At 55.8% G+C, this 25,665-nt stretch carries 23 protein-coding genes and 1 pseudogene; 6 read left to right on the plus strand and 18 right to left on the minus strand.

Going from position 1 to position 25,665, the window contains the following annotated elements:
• Positions 1-13 precede the first annotated feature (13 nt).
• From ACMGGX_RS19070 to blr, 3 genes are all read right to left on the minus strand, one after another.
• Positions 14-454, minus strand: a complete 441-nt coding sequence (locus ACMGGX_RS19070) for a DUF2569 domain-containing protein (RefSeq protein ID WP_420298726.1) — start codon at positions 452-454, stop codon at positions 14-16.
• Between the two features lie 86 nt (positions 455-540).
• Positions 541-756, minus strand: coding sequence for a transcription modulator YdgT (ydgT, locus tag ACMGGX_RS19075; protein ID WP_013096896.1), 216 nt, complete (start codon positions 754-756; stop codon positions 541-543).
• A gap of 231 nt (positions 757-987) precedes the next feature.
• Positions 988-1,113: a division septum protein Blr gene (gene blr, locus ACMGGX_RS19080; protein WP_168112406.1), complete on the minus strand. Its 126-nt coding sequence runs from the start codon at positions 1,111-1,113 to the stop codon at positions 988-990.
• A 243-nt stretch (positions 1,114-1,356) separates the two neighbouring features.
• Between blr and ACMGGX_RS19085 the strand changes: the two genes are divergently transcribed.
• A complete protein-coding gene (locus tag ACMGGX_RS19085) occupies positions 1,357-2,397 on the plus strand; it encodes an oxidoreductase (protein WP_126794313.1) in 1,041 nt (346 codons plus the stop codon).
• 51 nt (positions 2,398-2,448) lie between these two features.
• Here ACMGGX_RS19085 and add read toward each other — a convergent pair whose 3' ends face one another.
• The 3 genes from add to malX all read right to left on the minus strand — a co-directional run bounded on the left by add (position 2,449) and on the right by malX (position 6,360).
• Positions 2,449-3,450 carry an adenosine deaminase gene (gene add / locus ACMGGX_RS19090; RefSeq protein ID WP_045353860.1) on the minus strand — a complete coding sequence of 334 codons (1,002 nt, stop codon included), beginning with the start codon at positions 3,448-3,450 and terminating at the stop codon, positions 2,449-2,451.
• A 96-nt stretch (positions 3,451-3,546) separates the two neighbouring features.
• Complete coding sequence (locus ACMGGX_RS19095) at positions 3,547-4,719, minus strand: MalY/PatB family protein (protein WP_420298727.1); 1,173 nt, start codon at positions 4,717-4,719, stop codon at positions 3,547-3,549.
• A 48-nt stretch (positions 4,720-4,767) separates the two neighbouring features.
• Complete coding sequence (malX, locus tag ACMGGX_RS19100) at positions 4,768-6,360, minus strand: maltose/glucose-specific PTS transporter subunit IIBC (protein WP_029740306.1); 1,593 nt, start codon at positions 6,358-6,360, stop codon at positions 4,768-4,770.
• Between the two features lie 177 nt (positions 6,361-6,537).
• Between malX and ACMGGX_RS19105 the strand changes: the two genes are divergently transcribed.
• On the plus strand, positions 6,538-7,566 hold the full coding sequence (locus ACMGGX_RS19105) for a Mal regulon transcriptional regulator MalI (RefSeq protein ID WP_023311457.1): 1,029 nt from the start codon (positions 6,538-6,540) through the stop codon (positions 7,564-7,566).
• A gap of 2 nt (positions 7,567-7,568) precedes the next feature.
• Here the strand turns inward: ACMGGX_RS19105 and ACMGGX_RS19110 are convergent, their stop codons facing one another.
• Positions 7,569-8,465, minus strand: coding sequence for a LysR family transcriptional regulator (locus tag ACMGGX_RS19110; RefSeq protein ID WP_181594965.1), 897 nt, complete (start codon positions 8,463-8,465; stop codon positions 7,569-7,571).
• A gap of 107 nt (positions 8,466-8,572) precedes the next feature.
• Between ACMGGX_RS19110 and ACMGGX_RS19115 the strand changes: the two genes are divergently transcribed.
• On the plus strand, positions 8,573-9,553 hold the full coding sequence (locus tag ACMGGX_RS19115) for an MBL fold metallo-hydrolase (protein ID WP_420298728.1): 981 nt from the start codon (positions 8,573-8,575) through the stop codon (positions 9,551-9,553).
• A gap of 15 nt (positions 9,554-9,568) precedes the next feature.
• On the plus strand, positions 9,569-10,423 hold the full coding sequence (locus ACMGGX_RS19120; protein WP_420298729.1) for an alpha/beta fold hydrolase: 855 nt from the start codon (positions 9,569-9,571) through the stop codon (positions 10,421-10,423).
• 39 nt (positions 10,424-10,462) lie between these two features.
• Here ACMGGX_RS19120 and ACMGGX_RS19125 read toward each other — a convergent pair whose 3' ends face one another.
• Together ACMGGX_RS19125 and manA are read right to left on the minus strand one after the other, a co-directional pair.
• Entirely contained in the window at positions 10,463-11,995 is a 1,533-nt protein-coding gene (locus ACMGGX_RS19125) for a YdgA family protein (RefSeq protein ID WP_420298730.1), read from the minus strand.
• Positions 11,996-12,094: 99 nt separating this feature from the next.
• Entirely contained in the window at positions 12,095-13,270 is a 1,176-nt protein-coding gene (gene manA / locus ACMGGX_RS19130) for a mannose-6-phosphate isomerase (RefSeq protein ID WP_420298731.1), read from the minus strand.
• A 199-nt stretch (positions 13,271-13,469) separates the two neighbouring features.
• Between manA and fumA the strand changes: the two genes are divergently transcribed.
• Both fumA and fumC read left to right on the plus strand, forming a co-directional pair.
• Positions 13,470-15,116 carry a class I fumarate hydratase FumA gene (fumA, locus tag ACMGGX_RS19135; protein WP_023311463.1) on the plus strand — a complete coding sequence of 549 codons (1,647 nt, stop codon included), beginning with the start codon at positions 13,470-13,472 and terminating at the stop codon, positions 15,114-15,116.
• A 183-nt stretch (positions 15,117-15,299) separates the two neighbouring features.
• Positions 15,300-16,694, plus strand: a complete 1,395-nt coding sequence (fumC, locus tag ACMGGX_RS19140) for a class II fumarate hydratase (protein WP_029740298.1) — start codon at positions 15,300-15,302, stop codon at positions 16,692-16,694.
• Here fumC and tus read toward each other — a convergent pair whose 3' ends face one another.
• From tus to ACMGGX_RS19185, 9 genes and pseudogenes are all read right to left on the minus strand, one after another.
• Positions 16,695-17,624 (minus strand): DNA replication terminus site-binding protein, encoded by a 930-nt coding sequence (gene tus / locus ACMGGX_RS19145; protein ID WP_420298732.1) that lies wholly within the window; start codon positions 17,622-17,624, stop codon positions 16,695-16,697.
• 73 nt (positions 17,625-17,697) lie between these two features.
• Positions 17,698-18,996, minus strand: a complete 1,299-nt coding sequence (rstB, locus tag ACMGGX_RS19150) for a two-component system sensor histidine kinase RstB (protein WP_033145344.1) — start codon at positions 18,994-18,996, stop codon at positions 17,698-17,700.
• Positions 18,997-19,025: 29 nt separating this feature from the next.
• Positions 19,026-20,306, minus strand: coding sequence for an Arm DNA-binding domain-containing protein (locus tag ACMGGX_RS19155; protein ID WP_420298733.1), 1,281 nt, complete (start codon positions 20,304-20,306; stop codon positions 19,026-19,028).
• Complete coding sequence (gene xisR / locus ACMGGX_RS19160) at positions 20,306-20,521, minus strand: excisionase family protein (protein ID WP_047647992.1); 216 nt, start codon at positions 20,519-20,521, stop codon at positions 20,306-20,308. Before xisR ends, ACMGGX_RS19155 begins: the two co-directional genes overlap by 1 nt.
• A 64-nt stretch (positions 20,522-20,585) precedes the next feature.
• Complete coding sequence (locus tag ACMGGX_RS19165) at positions 20,586-20,828, minus strand: DUF4060 family protein (RefSeq protein ID WP_020882485.1); 243 nt, start codon at positions 20,826-20,828, stop codon at positions 20,586-20,588.
• Between the two features lie 151 nt (positions 20,829-20,979).
• Positions 20,980-22,065, minus strand: coding sequence for a RecT family recombinase (locus ACMGGX_RS19170; protein ID WP_143347153.1), 1,086 nt, complete (start codon positions 22,063-22,065; stop codon positions 20,980-20,982).
• Between the two features lie 9 nt (positions 22,066-22,074).
• Entirely contained in the window at positions 22,075-25,212 is a 3,138-nt protein-coding gene (locus ACMGGX_RS19175; RefSeq protein WP_420298734.1) for a RecE family exodeoxyribonuclease, read from the minus strand.
• A gap of 140 nt (positions 25,213-25,352) precedes the next feature.
• Positions 25,353-25,517: a YdaE family protein gene (locus ACMGGX_RS19180; RefSeq protein ID WP_420298735.1), complete on the minus strand. Its 165-nt coding sequence runs from the start codon at positions 25,515-25,517 to the stop codon at positions 25,353-25,355.
• Positions 25,510-25,665, minus strand: a pseudogene (locus ACMGGX_RS19185) (hypothetical protein); the annotation flags it as partial. The pseudogene ACMGGX_RS19185 and the gene ACMGGX_RS19180, both read right to left, overlap by 8 nt.

The following is a 25,665-nucleotide window of genomic DNA, read 5'->3' on the forward strand; positions in this document are numbered from 1 at the left end:
ATCTGTAAGGTTATTACGGGTTCACGAAGGTGTTTTTCACCCGCGTCGAACGCTTGAAATAGGGGACCAGCAGCGCGGCGGCCAGTAACGGGAAAAGCAGCTGACGAACGGCCAGAGCGTCTGATACGGGCGAAAAAGCAAAGGCTTTCAACGCCAGCAGAACCGAAATCAGCAGCCAGATAATGTAGTGTTTAGGTACACTTTTGCGGCGCTTAAAGAAGGCAATGGTCAACCACAGGGTGTAGTACCACATACCAATCGCGAAAACGAACGACACAAACCACAGCGCAATATTCAGCACGCTTTGCGACATCAGTGTCTGGATGGCGTGAGGGGTAATCAGTGCGGTGGTATACAGCAGCAGCGCAAGCGATGCGCTTAATAAGGCAACCAGCAGCCATGCCAGTGGGGCGATTAACCAGCCTCCAATGCGTTCTCCAGGCGTTGCGGTCATGAACTCTCCCATAATCTGCGCGAAATGTTGTACAGCCAGTTTGCAGGGCGGAGAGTATATAACATTTCGCGCGGATGGCTACTTTCTTATAAAACGTAACGCCATACGGACTTAGGCACTTCACCCACGTTGAACAAACGACCTCCGGAAACCAGCTCCGCACGGCGATGGTCAGCGGCGCGATACATATTAATGATGTCCTGATTATCCGACAGGGTGTAGTTCAGATGGTCAAACAGTTTTTCCAGGCTCTCAAGCGAATTGATCTTGCGAAATTTTAATAAATAGTCCTGAACTGTCATATTAATAAGTTTCCATATAAAAGTGAGTAATACCAGTTAAGGTAATTCGTTCGAATAATAAACGGATTAATAAAGACGTAAACAGCCCACTCAGGTAACGCGACGAAATTAGGAGTTTTCTTTGCTGAAATTCAGGCATCAGACGATGCCTGGAAGAGAAGGTTAACCGTGTTCACCAGGGCTGGCAATAAGTAACTGACATATTATGTCACTCTTTATTGCAGTAACCGGTTACTTAGGTTGGGCGACTGTGACAGGCTCCGGCGGCTGGTAGTTATCGATATGGCTGGCAACGCCCAGCAAAATGACCGAAACCCCAAGGACAATCCATCCCGCTAATTCAATGATTCGATTAATAATTGACGTCATGATTCGTAGTTGTACTTTATCCATAAATACAGGTCGCAAATGTTACAGCGACGTTTCCCCGACGGCAAGCGCTTTGGGAACGGTTCCCTTAAACAAAATCAGTGGGTTAATACTATGTAACAAAAACAACCCGTACAACCTGCTATTTTAAGTCATATGACACATTATTAATCTGTGGTAATGCCAGGCTAGCCAGTGTGAAATAAGAACGTCATAAAAGAGGACGGCACTATGAGTGATAATATCCGCGTCGGGCTTATCGGCTATGGGTACGCGAGCAAAACGTTTCATGCGCCTCTGATAGCCGGAACGCCGGGGATGGCGCTGGCGGCAGTATCCAGCAGCGATGCCGGTAAAGTCCATGCCGACTGGCCTTCCGTGCCGGTTGTCTCTGAGCCAAAACACCTTTTCAACGATCCGAATATTGATTTAATCGTTATCCCCACCCCGAACGACACCCATTTTCCGCTGGCAAAGGCCGCGCTGGAGGCTGGTAAACACGTGGTGGTCGATAAGCCCTTTACCGTCACCCTGTCTCAGGCTCGCGAGCTGGATGCGCTGGCAAAGAGTCTCGGCAGGCTGCTGTCGGTGTTTCATAACCGCCGCTGGGATAGCGACTTTCTGACGGTAAAAAGGCTTCTCAGTGAAGGCACGCTAGGGGAGATCCTCTTTTTTGAATCGCACTTTGACCGCTTCCGTCCGCAGGTACGAAACCGCTGGCGCGAGCAGGCTGGTCCAGGCAGCGGCATCTGGTACGATTTAGCCCCGCATCTGCTGGACCAGGCCGTCAATCTTTTTGGTCTGCCGGTGAGCATGACGGTCGATCTGGCCCAGCTCCGGCCCGGAGCGCAGACCACCGATTACTTCCACGCGGTGCTCAGCTACCCGCAGCGGCGGATTGTGCTGCACGGCACGATGGTCGCGGCCGCGGAATCGGCCCGCTATATTATTCACGGCACGCGCGGGAGCTACGTGAAGTTTGGCCTCGATCCGCAGGAGGACCGGCTGAAAAGCGGCGAACGTTTGCCGCAGGAAGACTGGGGCTATGATATGCGCGACGGCGTGATAACGCGGGTGGAAGGTGAGGAACTCGTTGAGGAGACCTTGCTGACGATCCCGGGCAACTATCCGGCCTATTACGCGGGCATCCGCGATGCGCTGAACGGCACTGGCGAAAATCCGGTTCCGGCCAGCCAGGCGATTCAGATTATGGAGCTGATTGAGCTGGGTATTGAATCTGCCAAACATCGCGCCACGCTCTGTCTGGCATAAGCTTTAAGGGCTGTTGTAGGCCGGGTAAGCGCAGAGCCACCCGGCAAATGCTCAACCGCGAGCCACTTTATCTTTAAGCGCCTGCTTCTCTTCAGGCGTCAGGAAGGCGATCTCCAGCCCGTTGATCTGCGCCTGACGGATCTGCTCGCGGCTCAGACCCGCCTGCGGTGCGGCGATGTTGTATTCGTGGATGATATCCACGCCCTGTACCGCCGGATCGTCAGTGTTCAGTGAGGCCAGCACGCCGTGCTCAAGGAACGTTTTCAGCGGATGATGCGCCAGCGTTGCGACGGTGCTGGTCTGAATGTTAGACGTCAGGCATGACTCAATCCCGATACGCTGCTCCGCCAGGAAATCCATCAGGGCGCGATCTTCTACCGCCTTCACGCCGTGACCGATACGCTCGGCGCCCAGCTCGCGGATGGCCTGCCAGATGCTTTCCGGGCCAGCCGCTTCACCCGCATGCACGGTAATGTGCCAGCCGGCATCGCGCGCGCGGTTGAAGTGGGAGAGGAACAGACTGCCCGGGAAGCCCAGCTCGTCACCGGCGAGGTCGACGGCGGTGATGGCATCGCGATGGGCCAGCAGCGCTTCCAGCTCCTGCAGGCAGGCGGCTTCGCCGAACGTACGGCTCATAATGCCAATCAGACGGGCCTGAACGTCGAAGGTTTTACATCCTTCGCGCACGCCTTCAATCACGGCTTCCACCACGCCTGCAACGGGCAGGTTGTGGGTCATCGCCATATAGCCCGGCGAGAAGCGCAGCTCGACGTAATGCAGGCCGTTACGGGCCGCATCTTCAATGTTTTCAAACGCCACGCGGCGGCAGGCATCCAGCGAGGCCAGCATTTTCACGCCCCAGTCGAGTTTGCTCAGGAAGCTGACCAGGTCCGGCTCATTGGAGGTCACCTGTACGTGAGGGATCAGAGACTCAAGCGTCTGCGCAGGAAGCGTTAAATTGAACTGGCGGCCAAGATCGAGGATGGTTTGGGCACGAATGTTACCGTCAAGGTGACGATGAATATCAGTTAAAGGCAGGCGTGTATCAATCATGGTCGCACTCTTTTCTGGTTAAAGTGCGCCATATTATAAAAACAAAACGGGGTAAAAAGCTATTTGCGCAAGGGAATATTCCGTTGCGCAAATTGATTACAGGAGCGTGTTAATCCCGGCAATGAGGCGTTGCACCCCTTGTTCAAGCTTGCTGCGCGGACAGCCGGCGTTCAGGCGAACAAAGCCGTTTCCCTCTTTGCCGTAGGTATATCCCGGCATGATGGCGACTTTTTGCTGCTCGATCAGCACTTTTTGCAGCGCCCGATCGTCAATCTTCAGCGGGCGCAGGTCAATCCAGGCCAGGTAGGTCGCTTCGGGCGGCTGCCAGTTCAGCTTCGGAAAGGCGCGGTTTACTTCCTGCGCGATATACAACAGATTCTCTTCCAGATATCCCCGCAGGGCATCCAGCCACGGCGCTCCCTGCTGATAGGCGGCGATATGCGCCGTTAGCGCCAGCACGGAAGGGGAAGAGAGTCCGTCCCGGCCTTTTAGCGCGCTGAGATAACCGTTACGGCTCGCTTCATCGCCGATCAGGCCGTAAGCGCCCGTCAGCGCCGGAATATTAAAGCTTTTCGAGCCGGAGGTGAGAAGCGCCCATTTACCGCGCGCCACCGCGTTCCAGGGCGTGTGACGATGCTCTCCCCACACCATATCCATATGGATTTCATCGCTGATAACCGCCACGTCATAGCGTGCGCACAGTTCAGCCATCTGCGTCAGCTCGTCCCGCGTCCAGACCTTGCCGGTCGGGTTTTGCGGGCTGCACAGCAGCAAAATTTTGTTTTCAGGTTTCGCCAGGGCCACTTCCAGCGCCGCCATATTTCCCTGCCAGCCTGCGGCATGCTTTTCCATCTCCACGGGCACCACATGACGCGCATTCCCTTCAATAGCTTTGTAAAACGCGTCGTATGCCGGGGTGTGAACCACTACGCCATCGCCGGGGTGTGACCAGAGACGAATCAGCTCTGACACCATGTAGATAACGGAAGGACCATAAATGACGGTTTCCGTATCAATCGTGCTGTTAAAGCGCTGCTGGAACCAGTGCGCGACGGCGGCGAGAAACTCATCGTTCTTCCAGCGGCTGTAGCCCAGCACGCCGTGATTAATGCGCTGATGCAGCGCGTCGGTAATGCAGGGCGCAGTGGCGAAATCCATATCCGAGATGGTGAAGGGCAGCAGATCGGCCGCGCCAAAGCGGTCGGCGACGTAGTCCCACTGCGTACACCAGGTGCCGTGTCGATCCACGACGGTAGAAAAATCAAACATGACGTGAGTCCTTAAAGTAAAACCCCCTCAAGAGAGGGGGCTGAGGCATCAGGCTTCAACTGTTCGCATCAGGGTAGCCAGCTCATCCTTCACCGACTGGACCTGCGGGCCGATAACCACCTGCAAATTGTGCTGATTTAACTGTACCACGCCGATGGCCCGGTTGGCTTTCAGGGCGTTGGTATCCACTTTTGACATATCCGCCACCGACAGACGCAGGCGGGTGATGCAGTTATCGAGCGAGGTGATGTTATCCGCGCCGCCCAGCGCCGCCAGAATGGCCGGTGTGTTGTAGCCGGATTTGCCCACGGTCCCGGCAACCGCCTGTTCAACGCTGCTCGCCGTATCGGTATCGCGGCCAGGCGTTTTCAGGTTAAAGCGGGTGATGGCGAAGCGGAAGATGCCGTAGTACACCGCAAACCAGATAGCCGCCACGACCGGCACCAGATACCACTTGGTGGACAGGCCGTGCAGGATCCCGAACACCACGAAGTCGATCACGTTGCCGTCGGTGTTGCCGATGGTCACGCCCAGCACCGCCATCACGGTAAAGCCCAGACCGGTCAGCACCGCGTGGATGAGGTACAGCACCGGTGCGACGAACAGGAACAGGAATTCGATTGGCTCGGTGGTACCGCCCACGACGCAAGCGATCACGCCGGAAATGAGCAGGCCTTTAATTTTATGACGGTTTTCCGGGCGCGCGCAGTGGTACATCGCCAGCGCGGCACCCGGCAGGCCGCCGAGGAACGCAGGCATTTTACCCTGGGACAGGAAGCGGGTGGCGCTTTCCGAGAAGCCGTGGGTGGTCGGGCAGCTCAGCTGCGCCTGGAAGATGGTCAGCGCGCCGCTCACGTCGTGACCGCACACCTCCATGGTACCGCCCGCTTCGGTGAAGCGAATCAGGGCCACCAGAATATGCTGCAGGCCAAACGGCAGAAGCAGACGCTCGCCGGTGCCGAAGATCATCGGACCGAAATCTCCCGCGCCGTTGATGATGCGGCCGATGCCGTTGATGCCCATAGCGAAGACCGGCCAGATCAGCGGAATGATCAGACCAAACAGGCCCATCACCACCAGGGTAACAATCGGCACGAAGCGGGTACCGCCGAAGAACGCCAGGGCATCCGGCAGACGGATATTGTGGAAGCGCTCGTGCAGCATCCAGATAATCACACCTGCGATCACTGCCCCGAGGATCCCGGTATCAATAGACTGGATACCGATCACGCTCTGAATGTTGTTGGCTTTCAGCACGGCGGCGTCGGTGGTCGGCAAAATGCCTTTCGCGGTCAGCCAGAAGTTAACCGCCAGGTTCATCACGGCGTAGCCCACAAACCCGGCAAACGCCGCGACGCCTTTGTTCTCGCGCGCCAGGCCCAGCGGGATAGCGATACAGAACATCACGGGCAGGAAGCTAAACGCAAAGGAGCCGACTTTACTCATCCAGATGAAGATCGCCTGCAGCACCGGGGTACCGAGGAACGGGATCAGCGTGATGACGTCTTTACTGCTCAGCGAGCTGCCGATCCCGAGCATGATCCCGCAGAACGAGAGGAGTGCCACGGGCAGCATAAAGGTTTTACCCAGTTGCTGGAAAAATTCCCACAGCGATATTTTTTGTGCTGCTTTCGCCGTCATAAAACGACTCCTTTATTGTTAAAATCAGTTTGCCTGCTTCAATGCTGCGAGAAGATAAAACGTTTTATCAAAGTTTAGTGCGCGCTAAATCACATTCTCAGGCTTTGACTGGTAGTATAAAGATAACGTATTGATAAAACGTTTTACCGATCTCATTTCAGGGAGTCACGCCAACACATGGCTGTAGCGAAAAAAATCACCATCAACGATGTCGCGCTGGCGGCGGGCGTTTCCGTCAGCACCGTTTCTCTGGTGCTAAGCGGAAAAGGGCGCATCTCTCCTGCGACCGGTCAGCGGGTTAACGAGGCGGTTGAGCAGCTGGGTTTTGTGCGTAACCGTCAGGCGTCGGCGCTGCGCGGCGGGCAAAGCGGTGTGATTGGCCTGATTGTTCGCGACCTGACGTCACCTTTCTATGCGGAGCTGACCGCCGGGTTAACCGAAGCGCTTGAAGCGCAGGGGCGGATGGTCTTTCTTCTGCACGGCGGTCGCGAGGCCGATCAGCTTCTCTCCCGGCTCGATATGCTGCTGAACCAGGGGGTGGACGGGGTGATCGTCGCCGGAGCATCGGGCGTGGGCAGCGAGCTGTGCGAGCGCGCCGCCGAAAAAGGCGTGCCGCTGGTGTTTGCTTCGCGCGCCAGCTACCTGGACGAGGCCGATACGCTGCGCCCGGATAACATGCAGGCCGCACAAATGTTGACCGAGCATCTTATTCGTCGCGGGCATCAGCGCATCGCCTGGCTGGGCGGGAAAAGCTCGTCCCTGACCCGCGCCGAGCGGGTCGGCGGCTACTGCGCGACGCTGATTAAATACGGCCTGCCGTTCCACAGCGAATGGGTAGTGGAGTGTGAATCCAGCCAGAAGAAAGCGGCGGAAGCGATAGGCGCGCTGCTGCGCAGCAGTCCGACGATCAGCGCCGTGATTTGCTACAACGATGTGATTGCCATGGGCGCCTGGTTTGGCCTGATCCGCGCCGGGCGTCAGAGCGGCGAGGGCGGGGTGGAAACTTTCTTCGGCCACCAGGTGGCGCTCGGGGCGTTCGCCGACGTCGGTGAAAACGCGCTAGACGATCTGCCGATCGTCTGGGCTACCACCCCTGCGCGGGAGATGGGCTACACGCTGGCGGACAGGATCATGCAGCGCATCGACAACACGGACGTTCAGGCCGGACACCAGATTGTGGCGGCGCGGTTAGTGACGGTGAAATAATATCAGGTGGGTTGCGTTAGCGGATTGAGCAACAGTTCGGCTTCCAGCGCTTCCACAAACTTTCGTACTTTTGCCGGGATCAGCCGGGAGGTCGGGTAAACCGCCCATACGGCCAGCGATTCCGGCTGGGCATCTTCCAGGACGATCCGCACGAGTTTACCCTCTCTGAACGCCGGCTCTACGTACCAGCGGGATAAATTGGCGATGCCCATCCCTCCCAGGCAGGCTTCGAAAATTGCCTCAATAGAGTTCGCGGAGAATCGGCCCGAAACCTTTTGTTTGTAGCGCTGTTCGCCCTGTTCGAATGACCAGTGGACGGTATCTGACGTGGTCAGACAGCTGTGTGCCGCCAGATCGTTAAACGATTTTGGATAGCCATTCGCGGCAAGATACGCCGCGCTGGCGCAGAGATCGCGAGGGTTGTGACACAGGCGATGGGCAACCAGCCGGTTATCGCGCAGCGGCGCAATGCGTAACGCCACGTCTATGCCTTTTCCGACAATATCAACCTGTTCGTCGGTGGCGAGCAAATCGACCTGCAGGGCGGGATGTTGCTGCATGAACCGGGTCAGCATGGGAGCAACGATCTTACGGCCAAACCCCGCTGAGGCGGTAATGCGCAGTCGTCCGGAAAGGTGCGTCCCCTCGGGAAACAGATCGGCCAGCGCGTTATTTTTATCTTCCAGCAACGCCTGCGCATGGGGCAAAAAAACGGCCCCATCGCTGGTGGGTGAGAGGGAACGCGTGGTGCGGTGCACCAGCCTGACCCCCAGTTCAGCCTCAAGATTATTAAGAGACCGTGATGCCGCCATGGCGCTCACAGAGAGCCGACGCGCGGCGCCTGCCAGGCTACCCGCCTTGACGGCTTCGACAAACACTTCAACGTCTTCCAGTTTCATTGCATTGATTTTCGTTATGCTGACTTATCAAAGTACATATCTACATTATTTATCGTTACGCTGCCATAGTCTCTTCACAACCTGAAAAATATCAATCTGGAGTGAAGATGAAAAAGTTGAAAACGGTTCTGGCGCTCAGCGGCCTGCTCCTGGCAGGCACATCGTGGGCAGATGCCCCGGCGCAGGTGAAACAGCAGGTTCCGGGCTATTATCGTCTGGCGGTCGGGGAATATGAGGTGACGGCGCTGTTCGACGGCTATAACGATCTTTCGCCTGCCTTACTACACGGGCTCTCAGGCGACAAGGTTCGCGAACTGCTGGCTCAACACAAAATTGATGCCGAACGCATGCCTACCGCCTTTAACGCCTTTCTGGTGAATACCGGTAAACACCTGGTCATGATTGACAGCGGGGGTGGCCACTGCATGGCGGAAACGGCCGGCCAGCTGGTCAGCAATATGAACGCATCAGGGTACCGTCCCGAGCAGGTTGATACCATTTTTCTGACCCACCTGCATCTTGACCACGTGTGCGGTCTGAGCGATGCAGAGGGTAAGGCGTTGTTCCCCAATGCCACCGTCTACGTACCGCAGGGGGAGGCCGACTACTGGCTTGATCCCGCAAAAGAAGCGAGCGCGCCTGCTAATGCGAGGGAGTATTTCGCTATCGCGAGGAATGCGCTGTCCGCGTATAAAGCCGCCGGGCACCTTAAAACCTTCGTCCCGCCAGCTTCGCCTGTCCCGGAAGTCCAGACGGCATATGCCATTGGGCATACGCCTGGCAGTACCGTCTATCGCTTCGCGTCGCAGGGGACGGCTATCAACTTCATTGGGGATTTGATTCATGCTCCTGCCGTCCAGTTCCCGCACCCTGAAGTGTCTATTCGCTTTGATGTCGATCCGATAAAAGCCATCTCATCCAGGGCGCAGGAGTTTAACGCGCTGGCGAAAGACGTTGAGTGGATGGCCGCAGCGCATCTGCCTTTCCCCGGTATCGGGCATATCACCGCCTTGCAGCAGGGCTATAGCTGGAATCCTGTCAATTACGGTCCTTATCAGCGTGCGGCCAACGTGCCTCTGCTGAAATAAAGTGAGGTGACGAGCATGAAAAGTTACACCGTAACGGCAAGCGGTATCCGTCAGTTTGTGGTTGAAGAGGGTGAAGGTGCACCGGTTATTCTCCTGCATGGTTTTCCTGAAACAAACTATGCCTGGCGCTACCAGATACCCGTACTGTCCCGGCACTACCGCGTGATTGCACCGGATTTACGCGGGTATGGCGAAACGGATAAACCTGCTTCTGGCTATGATAAGCGCAACATGGCGCGGGACATCCGGGAACTGATGCGTGTCCTGGGTTTACAGAAAGTGGTGCTGGTGGGGCACGATCGCGGGGCGCGCGTCGCGACGCGGTTTGCAAAAGATTACCCTGAGCTGGTGGATCGACTGGTGGTGATGGATAACGTGCCAACGCGTATTGTGGCGCGCGATCTGAATGCGTCGATTGCGCGTGCGTACTGGTTCTTCCTGTTTCATCTTGTGCCAGACCTGCCGGAAGCCCTGATTGCCGGTCGGGAGCATATCTGGCTGCGCCACTTTTTCTCGGACTGGACCTACAATCCGTCGACCATCAGCGGCGAGGCGTTTGACACCTATGTTCGGGCGTATCAGGCGCCGGGTGCCGTGCGTGGCGCAATGGCTGACTATCGCGCCAACGCAGAGGATGTGGCGCAGGATATGGCTGACGCTGAGGTGAAAATCACCTGCCCGGTAATGTCGCTGTGGGGTAATGATTTTCATGCGGTCGGCAAGCTTTTCGATATGGAAAGCGTCTGGGCCGAAATGGCGGATAACCTGCGGGCGCAGGGGATTGATGAGTGCGGCCATCTGCCGCAGGAGGAGCAGCCAGAGAAAGTGAACGCGCTTCTGCTGGATTTCCTGGCGGGATGGAAAAGTTAGCGGGCAATAAAAAACCCCTCATGTGAGGGGTTTTGCTGTTTACTGCTGCGGTGCCGCCGGTGCCGCCGGTGCTGCCGGTGCAGCCGGTTCCGGCATCCCCAGCGTCGGCATACCAAACATGCCGACAAAGTCTTCCAGCGGCATCTTGTCGCCGTTGAGCGTTACCTGGCCGTTGGCGTACTGCAGGCTGGTGGAGATCGTGTTGTTTTCCACTTTGGTTATGCGGAACATCTGGCCCATTGCCGCCAGACCTTTCACCTGCTGGTTTGCCAGCTTGCCGGCGTCTTCATCGCCGTAGCCTTCCAGCTTCGCAATCTGGGTCATAAACTCGGTCGCCATATCCATCGGGATGGTCAGCTTGCTGTCGAGCGACTTCACGCTGCGATCCACTTCCTGCGCCAGCGTCTGCGGTTCACCCGTTGCGGTTGCCGGATCTTTCAGGAACAGCGACAGGTTAAAGCTGGTTTCGCCTTTGCTGTTTTTCCAGCTCAGCGGCGCAACGGTGATCACCGGCTCGCCTTTCAGCAGGACAGGCAGGTTGTTGAACAGTACCGCCATCGCCTGCTGCTGATACACCTCAGGGTTCTGCTGGAGTGCGGCATCGGTCAGCAGCGCCTGGCTCTCTTTGCTGTATTTCTGGCTAAACTCGTGCCACGCCTGGCCGTCGATATTGCCGATCTTCAGCGACAGCTTGCCGGTGCCCAGATCCTGATTCTGCACCTTCAGGCTCTTCAGCGTGTAATCCAGCTGCGTGTTGATGCTTTTACCGTCTTTGGAAACGTCGGATTTGCCGTTGACGTCCATGCCTTCCAGCACGGCCATCTCTTTTCCTTCAACCGCAATGGCTACCTTGTCGAGAGAGAGTTTTTGATCGCCGATACGCTCCTGGAAATCGGTCATTCGGCTGTTGCCGTCGGCTTTCAGGTTGTTGAAGGTGAGCTGAACCTTTTGGTTATATTCGTTCACGGCATTGACCAGACCGCTTTCCGCTTCACCCGTCAGGGAGAACACATTTCCGTCTCGGTCAGCGTCAAGTTTGAATTGACCGCCGCTGAAGGCGACTTTCTCATTCTCTTTCTCGTAGTTCAGCGCTTTCAGGGCAATATTGGAACTCGTGTCACCGGCATAGCTAATTCGGGTATTAATATCGAAAGGCGATTCATTCTTCGCCAGGTCAAACAGCGGTTTGGTGACGTCGTTATTCACCAGCACGGTATGAACGGACGCCATCGACGGGATCAGGTTAAAGGACTTCAGCTGCGCCAGCGGCAGCGGACCGTGGCTCACCACCTCATCCAGCACCACGCTCTGGCCCGGTTTCAGCCAGCCGTTTTCAGCACCGGCAACTGGCTTCACCACCAGCTGCATACTGCTGGTAAACACGCCGCGATGATAATTCTGGTAGCTCAGCTCAAGGCCCGCCTCCGGCGCGCTGCGCTTAATCTCTCCGTTAGCCTGCGCCACCATCTCAGCCAGACGGCCTTCCAGCTGTTTCCCGGTAAACCAGGAGGCACCCGTCCAGACCACGCCTAACGCTACAATCACTCCAACCGCTACGACCGATTTTTTCATTGCGACTATCCCTAAAATGAAACCAGGCGGTAAAAACCGCCTGGAGATATTAAGCCTGCAACTAGCTTAGCAAGAGTTGTTAAAAAATTCAGTAAGTGCTTAAAGCTTATTGAAAACGCGCGCCAGGCGACCGGTGCCGCTTACGCTAACCGGTGATTCATTGGCTGCAACGAATGCTGACTCACCGGGCTTAAGCACCAGACGCTGTTCGCCATTGCGCAGCGTCGCTTCGCCCTCGGCGCAGAACAGAATCGCCGCGCTTTCCTGCGCGATGGCGGTTTCGGCCTGGCTCAGGTCATGCAGGGAGAAAGCAAAATCCTCAACCGGAATCGGGAAGTCCAGCTCTGCGCCGTTTTTCACCGGCTGAGTCAGCAGCTCCGCGGCAGGTTTCGCCACAAACTTCACGTTGGCAACCAGCTCAGGAATATCGATGTATTTCGGCGTCAGGCCCGCGCGCAGCACGTTATCGGAGTTAGCCATTACCTCCAGCGCCACGCCCTGCAGGTAGGCGTGCGGGGTTTCAGCGAACAGGAACATCGCTTCGCCCGGGTTCAGCTTCACCACGTTCAGCAGCAGAGGGGAGAACAGGCCGCTGTCGTCCGGGTAGAATTCGGAGATCAGACGGATAGTCTCCCACGGTTCACCTTGCTGCGTGTTCAGCGTCGCTTTCAGAACCGCCAGCGCGTGAGATTTCTCTTCACCCTGGATATTCAGCAGGCTGGCAAACAGCTGGCTCAGCGCGTCCGCGTTCGGGTTTTCAAGGAAGTGGGCGATAGCCTTGTGGGCACCCGCGACCGGTTGCAGCAGAGAAACGATCTCTGAAAACTCGCGGAACGCGTTCATCGCCAGGAACGGGGTCAGCGCAAAGACCAGCTCCGGCTTGTGGTTAGGATCTTTGTAGTTACGCTCGGCGGCGTCTAACGGAATACCCGCCGCGTTCTCTTTCGCAAAGCCGATTTCAGAGGCTTTCTTGTTCGGGTGAACCTGGATGGAGAGCGGCTGGTCGGCGCACAGCACCTTAAACAGGAACGGCAGTTCCCCAAAGCGCTGAGCCACCTTGTCGCCCAGCAGCGCGGCTTTATCGGCATCAATCACGTCACGCAGGCTGCGTACCTGGCCGCTGGCGTCTTCAATTTTTGAGCTGCTCTTCGGGTGCGCCCCCATCCACAGTTCTGCCATCGGCAGGTTTTTCGGGTTCGCGATACCGTAGAGATCCGTTAACGCAGTTTTACTTCCCCAGGCGTAGTTTTGCACTGAGTTAATGAGTTTTTGCATTATCAAGCCCTGATTCAATTGTGGAATTAACTCCGGGTATTAAAGCAATAAACCTCATGGAAGTAACCTGTGGATGTAAAAAGTCGTACTAGTCTCAGTTTTTGTTAAAAAATTGTGTAGGATAAGCTGACTCGCTTTTAAGCCGGGCAGCGGAACATCTGCCCTGAATAAACAGACCGAAGCAGTAAGTGAGAGACCAATGTCGAATAAACCCTTCCATTATCAGGATCCTTTCCCCCTAAGTAAGGATCGGACCGAGTATTATCTGTTAACCCGCGATCACGTCTCCGTCTCTGAGTTTGAAGGACAAGAGATCCTCAAGGTCGATCCGCAGGCGCTGACGCTGCTGGCGCAGCACGCTTTCCACGACGCCTCGTTTATGCTGCGTCCTGCGCACCAGCAGCAGGTTGCCGATATCCTGAGCGACCCGCAGGCTAGCGAAAACGATAAATACGTTGCCCTGCAGTTCCTGCGTAACTCAGACATCGCGGCGAAAGGTATTCTGCCTACCTGTCAGGACACCGGCACGGCGATCATCGTCGGTAAAAAAGGCCAGCGCGTCTGGACCGGCGGCGGTGACGAAGCGGCCCTGGCGCACGGCGTCTACAACACGTACACCGAAGATAACCTGCGCTATTCGCAAAACGCGGCGCTGGATATGTACAAAGAGGTCAACACCGGCACCAACCTGCCGGCACAGATCGATCTCTACAGCGTCGACGGTGACGAGTACAAATTCCTCTGTATCGCCAAAGGCGGCGGTTCAGCCAACAAAACCTATCTCTACCAGGAAACCAAGGCGCTGCTCACCCCGGGCAAGCTGAAAAATTACCTGGTTGAAAAGATGCGCACCCTCGGCACCGCGGCGTGCCCGCCGTACCATATCGCGTTTGTGATTGGCGGTACGTCGGCGGAAAGCACGCTGAAAACCGTCAAGCTGGCCTCAACCAAATACTACGACGGCCTGCCTACCGAAGGTAACGAGCACGGCCAGGCGTTCCGCGACGTACAGCTTGAGCAGGAACTGCTGGAAGAAGCGCGCAATCTGGGCCTCGGCGCGCAGTTTGGCGGCAAATACTTTGCCCACGACGTGCGCGTGATCCGTCTGCCGCGTCACGGTGCCTCCTGTCCGGTCGGGATGGGCGTCTCTTGCTCTGCGGATCGCAACATCAAGGCGAAGATCAACCGCGAAGGCGTGTGGATCGAAAAACTGGAAAACAACCCGGGCAAATACATCCCGGAAGAGCTGCGCAAAGCGGGTGAGGGTGAAGCGGTTCGCGTTGACCTGAACCGTCCGATGAAAGAGATTCTGGCGCAGCTTTCGCAGTATCCGGTCTCGACCCGTCTCTCGCTGAACGGCACGATCATTGTGGGTCGCGACATCGCGCACGCGAAGCTGAAAGAGCGTCTGGACAACGGCGAAGGGCTGCCGCAGTACATTAAAGATCACCCGATCTACTACGCCGGCCCGGCGAAAACGCCTGAAGGCTATGCCTCCGGCTCGTTAGGCCCAACCACGGCAGGGCGTATGGACTCGTACGTTGACCAGCTGCAGGCCAACGGCGGTAGCATGATCATGCTGGCGAAAGGCAACCGCAGCCAGCAGGTGACGGACGCCTGCCACAAGCACGGCGGCTTCTACCTCGGCAGCATCGGCGGCCCGGCTGCGGTTCTGGCGCAGGGCAGCATTAAGAGCCTGGAGTGCGTGGAATACCCGGAACTGGGTATGGAAGCGATCTGGAAAATTGAAGTGGAAGACTTCCCGGCGTTTATCCTGGTGGATGACAAAGGCAACGACTTCTTCAAGCAGATCCAGTCGTCCCAGTGCTCGGCGTGCGTGAAGTAATTCTGTAAATTGTCGGGTGGCGGCTGCGCCTTACCCGGCCTACGTGTCTGGTAGGTCGGGTAAGCTTCAGCGCCACCCGACATCAAAAAGAGCGCACAAAGCGCCATATCGTTTCTCAGAAGTCATCAATACTTATCCCTTAAGCATGTGAGCAATCCCTCTTTTGTTATCAAGGAGAAAGTAATGACCACGGTACGCCATGAGAAAGATTCGATGGGCGCCATCGACGTCCCGGCCGATAAGCTATGGGGCGCGCAAACCCAGCGTTCGCTGGAGCACTTCCGTATTTCGACCGAAAAAATGCCCGTCTCGCTGATTCAGGCGCTGGCGCTCACCAAACGCGCCGCCGCGAAAGTGAACCAGGATTTAGGCCTGCTGACGGCAGACAAAGCGACCGCCATCATCAACGCCGCCGACGAAGTGCTGGCGGGTAAGCATCCCGACGAATTCCCCCTCGCCATCTGGCAGACCGGTTCCGGCACCCAGAGCAACATGAACATGAACGAAGTGCTGGCGAACCGGGCCAGCGAACTGCTGGGCGGCGTGCGCGGCATGGAGCGTAAGGTCCATCCGAACGATGACGTCAACAAAAGCCAAAGTTCTAACGACGTCTTTCCGACGGCGATGCACGTGGCGGCGGTGATTGCTATCCGCGAGCAGCTAATCCCGCAGCTCAACGTCCTGAAATCCACGCTCAACGAGAAAGCGCAGGCCTTCCGCGACATCGTCAAAATTGGCCGTACGCACCTGCAGGACGCCACGCCGTTGACGCTCGGCCAGGAGATTTCCGGTTGGGTGGCGATGCTGGAACATAACCTGAAGCATATTGAGTACAGCCTGCCGCACCTGGCGGAGCTGGCGCTCGGCGGGACGGCGGTCGGTACCGGGTTAAACACCCATCCTGAATACGCGGTGCGCGTGGCGGAGGAGCTGGCAAACATCACCGGGCAGCCGTTCGTCACGGCGCCCAACAAGTTTGAAGCGCTGGCGACCTGCGATGCGCTGGTCCACACCCACGGCGCGCTGAAAGGGCTGGCGGCCTCGCTGATGAAAATCGCCAACGACGTGCGCTGGCTGGCCTCGGGTCCGCGCTGCGGCATCGGTGAAATCAGCATTCCGGAAAACGAGCCGGGCAGCTCCATCATGCCGGGTAAAGTGAACCCGACCCAGTGCGAAGCCATGACCATGCTCTGCTGTCAGGTGTTGGGCAACGACGTGGCCGTCAACCTGGGCGGTGCGTCCGGCAACTTCGAGCTGAACGTCTATCGCCCGATGGTGATCCACAATGTTCTGCAATCGATTCGTCTGCTGGCGGATGGGATGGAGAGCTTTAACGAGCACTGTGCGGTAGGTATTGAGCCGAATCGCGAGCGTATCAGCCAGTTGCTCAATGAATCCCTGATGCTGGTGACGGCGCTGAATACCCATATCGGCTACGACAAGGCCGCCGAGATCGCTAAAAAAGCGCATAAAGAGGGGCTGACGCTGAAAGCCTCCGCCCTGGCGCTGGGCTATCTCACGGAGGCAGAGTTCGATGCCTGGGTGCGCCCTGAGGCGATGGTCGGCAGCCTGAAATAGTCATCCCGCCACGTACAGGTGCAGCCGCGGAATAATTAGCTGCAGCGGCTGCGCCTGAGGTCGGTAACGGTGCTGGACATTTTCAGCATCGTAATTCAGCAACTCACCAATATCCGGCACGATAGCCCCCCGATCGGCATCATAAAGCGCAATCAGCGGCGTAGGGCAGGCATACTGAACCTGTTTTTGCTGGCCGGAATACCAGACGCGGGCGATAGGCTGTACCTTCACCGGGCGCTTTATCTTGAGGCGCGTGTCCGCCGGAAGCGAGGCGATGCTGTGGTACTCCTGCTCCAGGCGCTCAATCCACTGCTCACGAGACCACGGCGCGACGGTGCGCGGCGTCTTCAGGCTTTTTTCCAGCTGCGCCAGAATTTCATCCCGGGTGAAGTTTTTAATGATGTGCTTATTCGCCCAGCCGAAGCGCAGCGTGGCGGGGTGACGCAGTACCGTCAGCGTGCGATAGGCATTCAGGGTAATCAGCCCGGGAAGCTGACGATGCACCCATTCAAACCGGGCGGCAGGGGCGAGGCCGGACTCCTCGGTGATGATCTTTTCAAAGGCCGCTTTCAGGGTGTTGATATGGGTAATCTGGCTTTCCAGCGCGTCGCGCGTTGTCGCATCGGTTTGCAGGCAGATCACGCCAGGCAGACGCACGGCGGCCTTACTGCTGCGGTTTTCTGACTGCTGCTGGATAAACAGGCGGCGGTAGTGCTTCAGCGCCAGCTCAAGGGCGGCGCTGCCGATGTGCTGTTCAACCGCGATGGTGTCCAGCGGGTCGTGCTCGGCCCCTTTAGCCACCTCGGGCAGGGTAAAGACGCGCGCGGCCAGCAGGCGGCAGTTCTGCAAACGTTCGGTCAGGGTCAGGAGCTCGTGTTCTATTTCCCGAAACGTGCTGTTCAGCCGTTCGAGGAGATCGTAGGTCGCCATAAGCACTCTCGTTAGTTACAACATACTTATGATATAGCACAGCACGCCGGGTCAGGCCAGCGTGCGGTTAAGGTCAGGCAGGGACGGGAAGGGCGATGTTATGGTATACCGGCCAGCTAAAGCAGAAGCGTGCGCCGCCGAGCTCGCTCTCTTCGCAATGCACCGTGCCGCCCATCGCCTGCGCGATAGAGTAAACAATCGCCAGCCCCAGGCCGCATCCGCCGGTGGCGCGATCGCGGCTAGGGTCGAGGCGAACAAACGGTTCAAACACGGTTTCTCGCGCTTCCGGTGCAATCCCCGGACCGTCATCCTCCACCGTCAGGCTGGCCTGATTGCCCTGCAAATCCAGCCCAATCTGTAGCGTGCTTTCGCTGTAGCGCATGGCGTTGTTCATCAGATTGTCCAGCACGCGCTCCATCAGTCGCATATCGAGCGCGCCGTAATCACCCGGCGTGACGCGCGTTAACAGCGTGCGCTGTGGGTTCACGCTCTGAACGTCATCGATGTGGGTTTGCAGCCAGGCAGGCAGGTCCGGCGTGCTGAGGTTCAGTTCGTTTTGCGGGCGATCGAGGCGCGCGTAGGTCAGCAGCTCCTCGATCAGCGCCTCAAGCTGGCCGATGTCGCGGTTAAGCGCCTGAGATTCCGCTTCCGTCAGATTCTCGCTCATCTCCAGACGATAGCGCAGGCGAACCAGCGGCGTGCGCAGCTCGTGCGCAATCCCGTCGATCAGCTGCTTCTTACTGGCGATCAGGGCATTGATGTTATCGGCCATCTGGTTAAAGGCCACGCCCAGACGTTCAAAGCTGGAACCGCTGTCGAAGTGGATGCGTTCGGTAAAATGCCCCTCGCCAAAACGCTGCGCGGCGGATTCCAGCTTCAGCATGTCCTGCCAGTGCGGGCGCATCCAGATAAAAACCGGAAACGCGAGCGAAATGGCGATAAAGGCCATCAGCGCCATGTCCAGCAGACGCATCTGGTGCAGATAATAGAGATAGGGTACCGGCCCGACGGCCAGCACGTAATGGCTGCGCGGAATACGCTGGATAAAGGTGTATTTCTCGTCCAGCGCGACGATGTCCCCGTCGCGCAGACGCTGCATGGCGGGCGGATCCAGCTCAAAATCTTTTAACGGCTCGATGCGTAAATCGAATGACAGGTTCAGATCCAGCTCTTTGAGGGTTTTCGCCCAGTCGTGCGGCGGGATCTCTCTCAGCTCGCTGCGCATCAGATAGAGCGAGCTTTTCATCAGATCGTCCAGCGACTGCCTGCCCGCACGTTCGGCGGTGAATTTATAGACCAGCCCGACCAGCATGGTCATGACCAGGAAACAGACAAACAGCAAAAGATAAAACTGCACAAACAGCTTTTTCATTAAATATCACCGTAAAATCAAGTAATTAACTACTTTGTTTTTACCTTCAGGGGCACTATAGGGGCATTTGCATATCCGCCAAAGCGCTGATTCAAAAATGATACCTGATCGCTATCGAGAGCATTTATCCACGCAGAGTATACATGGAAGACCATCTCTGCATTCTCATGACCCATCTGATTCGCTATAAAAGCAGGATTAGCACCTGCCGACAACATCCAGCACGCGTATGTATGACGCAGCTGATAGGGGCGTCTGCGGCGAATGCCCGATCGTCTTACGGTAATATCCCATAGTGACACAATTGAGCTGACTGAATAGTACGCAGCTTGCTTGCCTTTCTGAGGTCGAGGCATAAACACAAAGTGCAGTTTCTGCGTTTCCGTTTTACCGAACTCCCGGTGGTGAAAAGTGATTGGTACCTTAGGGGCACTCCCGGTAAGTTCCTTTTGAGCTCGCAAAGCTTCCAGAGCCGGCTCAAGTAACTTTATCGTCCGGTATCCAGCTTCGGTTTTGGGTGGTCCAAACAAGCCTTCCTGAGTTAGATTGCGCGCGATGTTAGCTTCGCCGGAATTAAGATCGATATCCTCCCAGGCAAGAGCGCAAAGCTCCCCGGGCCGAACGCCGGTATAAGCGAAAAATTGCCACATGTTTTTCTGCTGAGCCGGAGCAGTCTCTTTCAACTGCTCAAACTCATGTCTCAGAAGTGGATCTGGTTTTGTTTGCCCTTTGCGAAGCCTTTTTATCCCGACATATGGTTGATATGAAATGACTTTATTTTTAACCGCATAGTCGAGGATTTGTCGCAGGATGGCCAGATAATAATCTACTGTTCTAACGGCGCGGCCGGTTTTATTTCTCCTCTTATCGGGAGCATAGTTAGTCTCGCCAGTCAGTAATTCCTTTCTCCAGCCCAGAATGTCGCTGTTGGTGATGGATGCAACCAGCGTTTCAGGGCCGATTAGTTTTGTTAACGTTCTTACAGCTATCCCATAGCTTCTTGTGGCATTGGGTGAGAGATCGATTTTATGGTTTTCATACCATGTTGATGCAAGTTCGGAGAACGTCGTAATATTTTTAGATGCATAAAACTTTGCTGACACCTTTGACTCCGGGAACATGCCCCGGTAGTCAAAAGTGCCCAGTTGAATCTCGCTTACAATTTTGGCCCTTAGATTCCCGGCTTTTTTGAGATTCGAAGCATTTACGATCCATCCTTTCAATGTTTCTCGGCATCTAACGCCCTGAAACTTGAAGCTAATTCGTATTTTATTGTTGTGGATCTCAACACCCGTTGGCATTGCAGCCATTATGCCTCCTTCACAAACCTGTTAATGTTTGGGATGTTGTACCAGACAAGTCCTCGCTCTTCGGAGCTGCTTCCATCCAATGGGATTCTCTTAAAATGAACACCTTCTACCCAGGAGGTTTGGCGATAGCTTTTAATCTGACGATCTGTAAGGCCTGTCTTCTCTTTTAGTTTTGAAGCAACGCCCCATTCAGAATCGTAAATTACCTGCGACATGGTTCACCTCAGGTAACCGGCATGAGTATAGATATGCCGGTCTTTAGTCGTTGATATTTCAGTTTCAGTTTGCCTGGCCGGGCAGGGAACGCAGTCGGCGCATGCCGGTCATTGCTGTGGCCACGTAGCTTGCCTTGCAGTTGACCACTTCAACCCAGACCTTCACGCCTTCCACTCTTACCGTATAGGTCTCTTTCATCTTGCTGCGCCCATAATCACCATATCTTTGCTGGTGGGCTGCGAGTGCGATTTCACATGCCTGGCGAGCTAAAGGGGATTGCTTACTGCCTCGATTAATCAGTCGCATTTCTTCTCCTTGAGGGAGGGTTTCCCCTCCCAATCTCGTTAGCCCAAATATTCCGGTTTCATATCCGCCAGGGTGATGCTGAACTGACTATGCAGTTCGTCGCCCAGATGGCGTTTCGACGATGCAGGGAGGGTTTCCCCTCCCAATCTCGTTAGCCCAAATATTCCGGTTTCATATCCGCCAGGGTGATGCTGAACTGACTATGCAGTTCGTCGCCCAGATGGCGTTTCGACGATGCAAGAACGCGCTCTACTTCTGCGAATCGCGCAGCTGCATCGGGCTCATCTGAAGGTGGCAAGGAATTGATGGCTGCTTCGACTTTGTTCCGTGCATCAACCAGGTAATAACGCTTCACGGCCTTGTTTTTCAGCTCAGTGAACAGGGCAGAACCCAGCGTTGCTTTGACGGTTTCAATATCTGCGCGCAGAGCTTTAGCGCTATCCACATCCTGAGCCGCCTCGATGCGATCACGAAAATCATCAGCAAGTGCATCAATGTTTTGAGCTGATTCCTGAGCCGTTTGAGTGGTAGTGACGTTGTCACCTGAAATGTCTGCAAGGCTTACGTGCTGCGTCGGTACGGGGTTTACCTCTCGTTCTTCACGGCGATCATCGAGTTCATCCGGGGTGTAGACGCCCAGAATCACATCCGGGCAGAACAGTCTCGCCCAGCGTTTGACTGCCAGATACGCCAGCTGCTGGCGAGGGTCGTCAGCCCAAAGGGTTGAGTTTCGGGTTCGGGCCTGAGCCAGCAGCAAATCGAGTTCTCTCGGCTGATCTTCGCCTTTAAGCGTTGCGCGGATAATGATGCCGATCCCGGCTTCGTCAGCCAGGGTCCAGCCCGGGACGCGGTACTCGCCTTTGTCTCCTTTACGGATATGGAATTTTCCAACGACCTTTTCCCATGGCCCGTACCACTCATATTCAAAACGGCTGGCCAGCATGCCGCTGCGTGAAATGACGGCATTAACCAGCTGCGCTTCATACCCGAGCACACCGTTAATCAGGTGCGTCTTCTGCGCCACGGCAAAGGGATTCATCTGCCACTGTGCCGCTTGCATCGCTACAGCCATGCAATCGGCCTGATTGCCCTGCAGGTGCTTAGGAACGGTGGCAGTGCCTTGCGCCATAATCTGCGCGAACGTGCTGATGGCGTTCAGATACTGGGAATCAAACAAAGCCACGTTGGAGTTAATAACGGTGTTCTGGTCAGCAATTGTAACGTTAGTGTTATGCATAAATCCCCCTTAAGCCTGAGCGCGCAGCGCTTCGAGGCGGCGCAGGTCGAAGTCGTTCAGTTCATCGGTGTAATCGGTAGTGATCGGCGCTGGCCATTCGCCCGTGTCGAAACCTGTGGCAATGGCGCGCATCGTTTTGCGGTACTCGAGCATGCCCAGTTCCAGCAGTTCGGTTGACGCCTCAATGATGGCGATCCAGTGGTAGTTCTCGTCTTTGTTGACGAAAACCCAGAAGAACTGGTCCAGCGCCGCGGTCTCGCAATACATAGCCGCACTGAGGTGGTAGTCCCGGTCAATGATTTCCCGGTGCAGCCTGGCGCGTAGGCTTTCTTGCTTCACATTCCACATGCTGATGGTTTTCAGGTCAGCACCGATGCGCACGCCGTCCAGTTCAATCTCGAGGTCAGGGCGTACACGCACTTCTAATCCGGTTTCGTCGTCGAAACCGAAATAGCTCACTTCAACGGAGCGGCTTGGATGTGTCAGCAGCATGCCGGCGGTCGGGTGCCCCAGGAGTGCAGACTGAATTGCCCGCGCTGTGGCCAGTTGCTGGCGGGTAACCAGAATCTTTTCGCCAGGGTTGTCGCGCCAGGCATCCAGCAGCTCGTCTGCGAACACGGCATCGGGCTTAACTGATTTAACTGCCTGGATCATGTCTGCTTTGGTACCGGACACTTTCAGCGGTGTCGGTTTCTGCGCTTCTTGCGCCACCAGGTCTGGATTGATGATTGCTAATTGCTCAAGTAACGCATCACGGCTGCCGCTGGTTTTAACCGGCACGGGCAGGGTGGCGTTGTACTCTTTAATGCATGCCTTCATTGCTGTTGCTGTCTGCTTCTGGCCTTCTTCAATACGCTGGTACTCAGCTGGGAGAGCCATATAGCTTTGAGCCGTTTCTTCCAGACTGGCTCCAAGCGGCACTTGAGCGGGAAGGGATGCGTTATGTTGTTCAAGCAACGCTTTTATCTCGTCAGCGCTTAGCTGCGTCGGCAGGCTGGCGTTGTAAGCGTCGATGAACTCGCGCAGGGTTGCGGTGGTGGTAAAAGCATCCTCCGGGATCTCAGGTTCTACGCTGAACTCTGCTTCGAGGTTTTCCGGCTGCAGTGCAAGGGCGTGCACCAGGTTCCCCATGTCCAGAACTTTGGATGCTGTGCGCGGGATAGTTTTAGCCACATGGTGCGCATTGAAATACATCAGGCTGACCCTGGCATCTTTTACCTGAGTTGAGCTAATACCGTTTGCTGCGTGATAAACATCATTCGGCAGACCTTCATAGCGGCCAGGCTCGAAGTAGGCCGGGTATTCGATTACTGGCTCTGACTGTTGATCTTCCGGCGCTACGGAATCTGTCTGCGAATTAGCTGCATCAGTGCTTTTGCCCGGTGGTACCGAATCAACATCTTCGTCTTTCTCTGGCTTAGCCGTTTCCATCTGCACATCGCTGGTGGTCTCCGCTGTGTTTTCCGTTTTTTCGACTTCATTTGAGGAGGTATCGACGACCGGTTCGGTATTTCCACCCATCAGGCCACCGATGGAGAACACGCCACTGCCGAGGTTTTCAACCTGCGGATGTTCTGCTGGGGTTTCAGTCTCAACAGCAGGAGCTGGTAACGGCAGTAACTCCACAGCAGAGTTAAACTCAGCCGTCATGGTTTTATTCACAAACTCAAGATGAGCCGCTGGTGTGTGATGAATGTTTTCTGGTGCGATGCGGATCAGATTGAAGATTGCCGCACGGTTCACCGCCAGTACGCCTGGTTGATTACGCAGGATTGCGCTCCATGACTTCCATGGCTCTTCTTTCTTGGCTACGATTTCTTTGGCTCGTCGTAACACGCTCGAAGGAATTTCGAAGTGGTGGAAGTCCATTGGCAGTAGGGCGCATGCGATCTCAAGATCGAGGGTGTCCAGAGTGTGATGCGCGCCTTCGCCGCGATCTGTTACATAGCCACCGTCTGCATTGGTCCCAGAATCAGTGCGCTGAACATTACTGATGCGATTACCGGTACCCCATTCGCGAACTAGAACGCCGCGATTGATATAATCAGTCGCCGCCCAGATTCTGGTGAAACGGAGAACCAAAGCGAGTTCGTGACGCTTATCCTGGCTGAACACTTTGCGAATAGCATCGGTATAGCGCCACAGGTCTTTGGTATCGTAACCCTTAACCTCTTCGCAGTTTTCTGCCGCCAGCAGCAGGTTCTGGACATAGCTGTTGTCAGTGTCCATCTCCAGAGCGCTGATACCTTCGTATTCTTCGCGGGTTAAGTGGTGGCGCAGATCGTCGGCGGTGAACTGGGCGAGTAGCTGCTTGCGGAACGGCATACGAACGACTGGATAACGTGTGGTTTCGTCATCATTCTCGTCAATCTGGATACCGTTATCAGGTTCCAGAACCTGATCGGTTGTAACACCGGTCTCGCTGGCGCTTTCTGATTTGAGAAGATTAAGCTTTCCGCTTCTCCACTCTTCAACTAACTGATTGCGGTCGCCGGCATCTGCTCTCGCCCAGTCAGCCATGAATGCAGCGATAATTTCAGTTTCGTGCGCTTCATCTGGCGCGAAGACCTGCTTTATCGCCTGAACGAGTTTCCACTCAGCGTTCAGGCTGAGCTCGGCAACTTCAGGGATGTCGTTCTTCGCCAGCAGCAGGTTCTGGAGATAAGTGTTGCCTTCATCCAGTGACATTTCGCTGGCAGCCAGTTGCTTCTCTTTAGTGATGTGTGACTGGTATTTGTCGCTGGTCAGGTGGACGGCATAACGAACCGCTGGAGTGCGGTTTTCAAGCGGGACACTCTCGGCGGTAGTTTCGACTTTAACGGTAGTTTCCGGTGCGGCAAAGTTGTCCACGGGTCCAGTAGACTCAGCACCAGCCTTTGGCAGCCAGGTGCGTCCATCGTCCTGCAGTTCGTAGCGTTTGCACCAGGTGTAATCCACGGTGCTTTCTTCCGGGAGGTCGTTATACACCGGGAAATCGGTGCGAACCGGTTTGGCGTAATCCTTACCGCGTCCGGTTTCAATACCGGCATCTTCCAGCTCGACATCGAGCTGCAGGTTGGCACGGGCTTCAGATTTCGCAGTGAACCAAATCACTGCGTCTTCTTTGCCAGATTTCTGCGTAGCCTTCACTACATAGAAAAATTCCATGTGAGATCCTCTTTTTTGGATGTAAGATCCCCGGGCCAGAGAAAGCGCCCATTGGGTGAACTTTGGTTTTTTAAGTAGTTTTCCGGTGTAACTTTGGTCGGGAGCACCGGACGTACGGGCCGCCTTGCGCGGCTTTTACGTTATGCCTCGTGTGCCATCTGGTCATACGAAGCACAACGTTTAGAGCAGTATTCTTTTTCTTTGCGCGCCAGTTGTGCGCCGTTGCGATAGAGAAGGGTACTTTTGACTACTTTCTCCGGTTCAACCGGCTTGCTGCAGTACCCGCATTTTGTTGAGTTACACATCTGGATTCCCCTTTTGCGCTAGCAGGTAGCATAAGCGGCGAAGAATCACCTCGAAGAAATTCAGCTTTACGGCTTGCTGCCGTCCTGGTTTGCGTGCGAAATCAATCATTCTCACCCTCGTTTGCCTTATCGCCGGCCAGCGGAACGT

Source organism: Enterobacter sp. BNK-29 (assembly GCF_048684785.1).
Taxonomy (GTDB): domain Bacteria; phylum Pseudomonadota; class Gammaproteobacteria; order Enterobacterales; family Enterobacteriaceae; genus Enterobacter; species Enterobacter cloacae_M.

What these genes read in the sequence shown, in the direction of transcription:
- malX (WP_029740306.1), bottom strand. Translation starts at nt 6,360, where the DNA reads ATGACGGCGAAAGCAGCACAAAAAATATCGCTGTGGGAATTTTTCCAG.
- ACMGGX_RS19165 (WP_020882485.1), bottom strand. Translation starts at nt 20,828, where the DNA reads ATGCGACTGATTAATCGAGGCAGTAAGCAATCCCCTTTAGCTCGCCAG.
- tus (WP_420298732.1), bottom strand. Translation starts at nt 17,624, where the DNA reads ATGGCGACCTACGATCTCCTCGAACGGCTGAACAGCACGTTTCGGGAA.
- ACMGGX_RS19070 (WP_420298726.1), bottom strand. Translation starts at nt 454, where the DNA reads ATGACCGCAACGCCTGGAGAACGCATTGGAGGCTGGTTAATCGCCCCA.
- ACMGGX_RS19170 (WP_143347153.1), bottom strand. Translation starts at nt 22,065, where the DNA reads ATGCATAACACTAACGTTACAATTGCTGACCAGAACACCGTTATTAAC.
- ACMGGX_RS19105 (WP_023311457.1), top strand. Translation starts at nt 6,538, where the DNA reads ATGGCTGTAGCGAAAAAAATCACCATCAACGATGTCGCGCTGGCGGCG.
- ACMGGX_RS19180 (WP_420298735.1), bottom strand. Translation starts at nt 25,517, where the DNA reads ATGTGTAACTCAACAAAATGCGGGTACTGCAGCAAGCCGGTTGAACCG.
- fumA (WP_023311463.1), top strand. Translation starts at nt 13,470, where the DNA reads ATGTCGAATAAACCCTTCCATTATCAGGATCCTTTCCCCCTAAGTAAG.
- ydgT (WP_013096896.1), bottom strand. Translation starts at nt 756, where the DNA reads ATGACAGTTCAGGACTATTTATTAAAATTTCGCAAGATCAATTCGCTT.
- ACMGGX_RS19120 (WP_420298729.1), top strand. Translation starts at nt 9,569, where the DNA reads ATGAAAAGTTACACCGTAACGGCAAGCGGTATCCGTCAGTTTGTGGTT.
- ACMGGX_RS19115 (WP_420298728.1), top strand. Translation starts at nt 8,573, where the DNA reads ATGAAAAAGTTGAAAACGGTTCTGGCGCTCAGCGGCCTGCTCCTGGCA.
- manA (WP_420298731.1), bottom strand. Translation starts at nt 13,270, where the DNA reads ATGCAAAAACTCATTAACTCAGTGCAAAACTACGCCTGGGGAAGTAAA.
- ACMGGX_RS19095 (WP_420298727.1), bottom strand. Translation starts at nt 4,719, where the DNA reads ATGTTTGATTTTTCTACCGTCGTGGATCGACACGGCACCTGGTGTACG.
- fumC (WP_029740298.1), top strand. Translation starts at nt 15,300, where the DNA reads ATGACCACGGTACGCCATGAGAAAGATTCGATGGGCGCCATCGACGTC.
- ACMGGX_RS19110 (WP_181594965.1), bottom strand. Translation starts at nt 8,465, where the DNA reads ATGAAACTGGAAGACGTTGAAGTGTTTGTCGAAGCCGTCAAGGCGGGT.
- xisR (WP_047647992.1), bottom strand. Translation starts at nt 20,521, where the DNA reads ATGTCGCAGGTAATTTACGATTCTGAATGGGGCGTTGCTTCAAAACTA.
- ACMGGX_RS19085 (WP_126794313.1), top strand. Translation starts at nt 1,357, where the DNA reads ATGAGTGATAATATCCGCGTCGGGCTTATCGGCTATGGGTACGCGAGC.
- rstB (WP_033145344.1), bottom strand. Translation starts at nt 18,996, where the DNA reads ATGAAAAAGCTGTTTGTGCAGTTTTATCTTTTGCTGTTTGTCTGTTTC.
- ACMGGX_RS19175 (WP_420298734.1), bottom strand. Translation starts at nt 25,212, where the DNA reads ATGGAATTTTTCTATGTAGTGAAGGCTACGCAGAAATCTGGCAAAGAA.
- add (WP_045353860.1), bottom strand. Translation starts at nt 3,450, where the DNA reads ATGATTGATACACGCCTGCCTTTAACTGATATTCATCGTCACCTTGAC.
- ACMGGX_RS19125 (WP_420298730.1), bottom strand. Translation starts at nt 11,995, where the DNA reads ATGAAAAAATCGGTCGTAGCGGTTGGAGTGATTGTAGCGTTAGGCGTG.
- ACMGGX_RS19155 (WP_420298733.1), bottom strand. Translation starts at nt 20,306, where the DNA reads ATGGCTGCAATGCCAACGGGTGTTGAGATCCACAACAATAAAATACGA.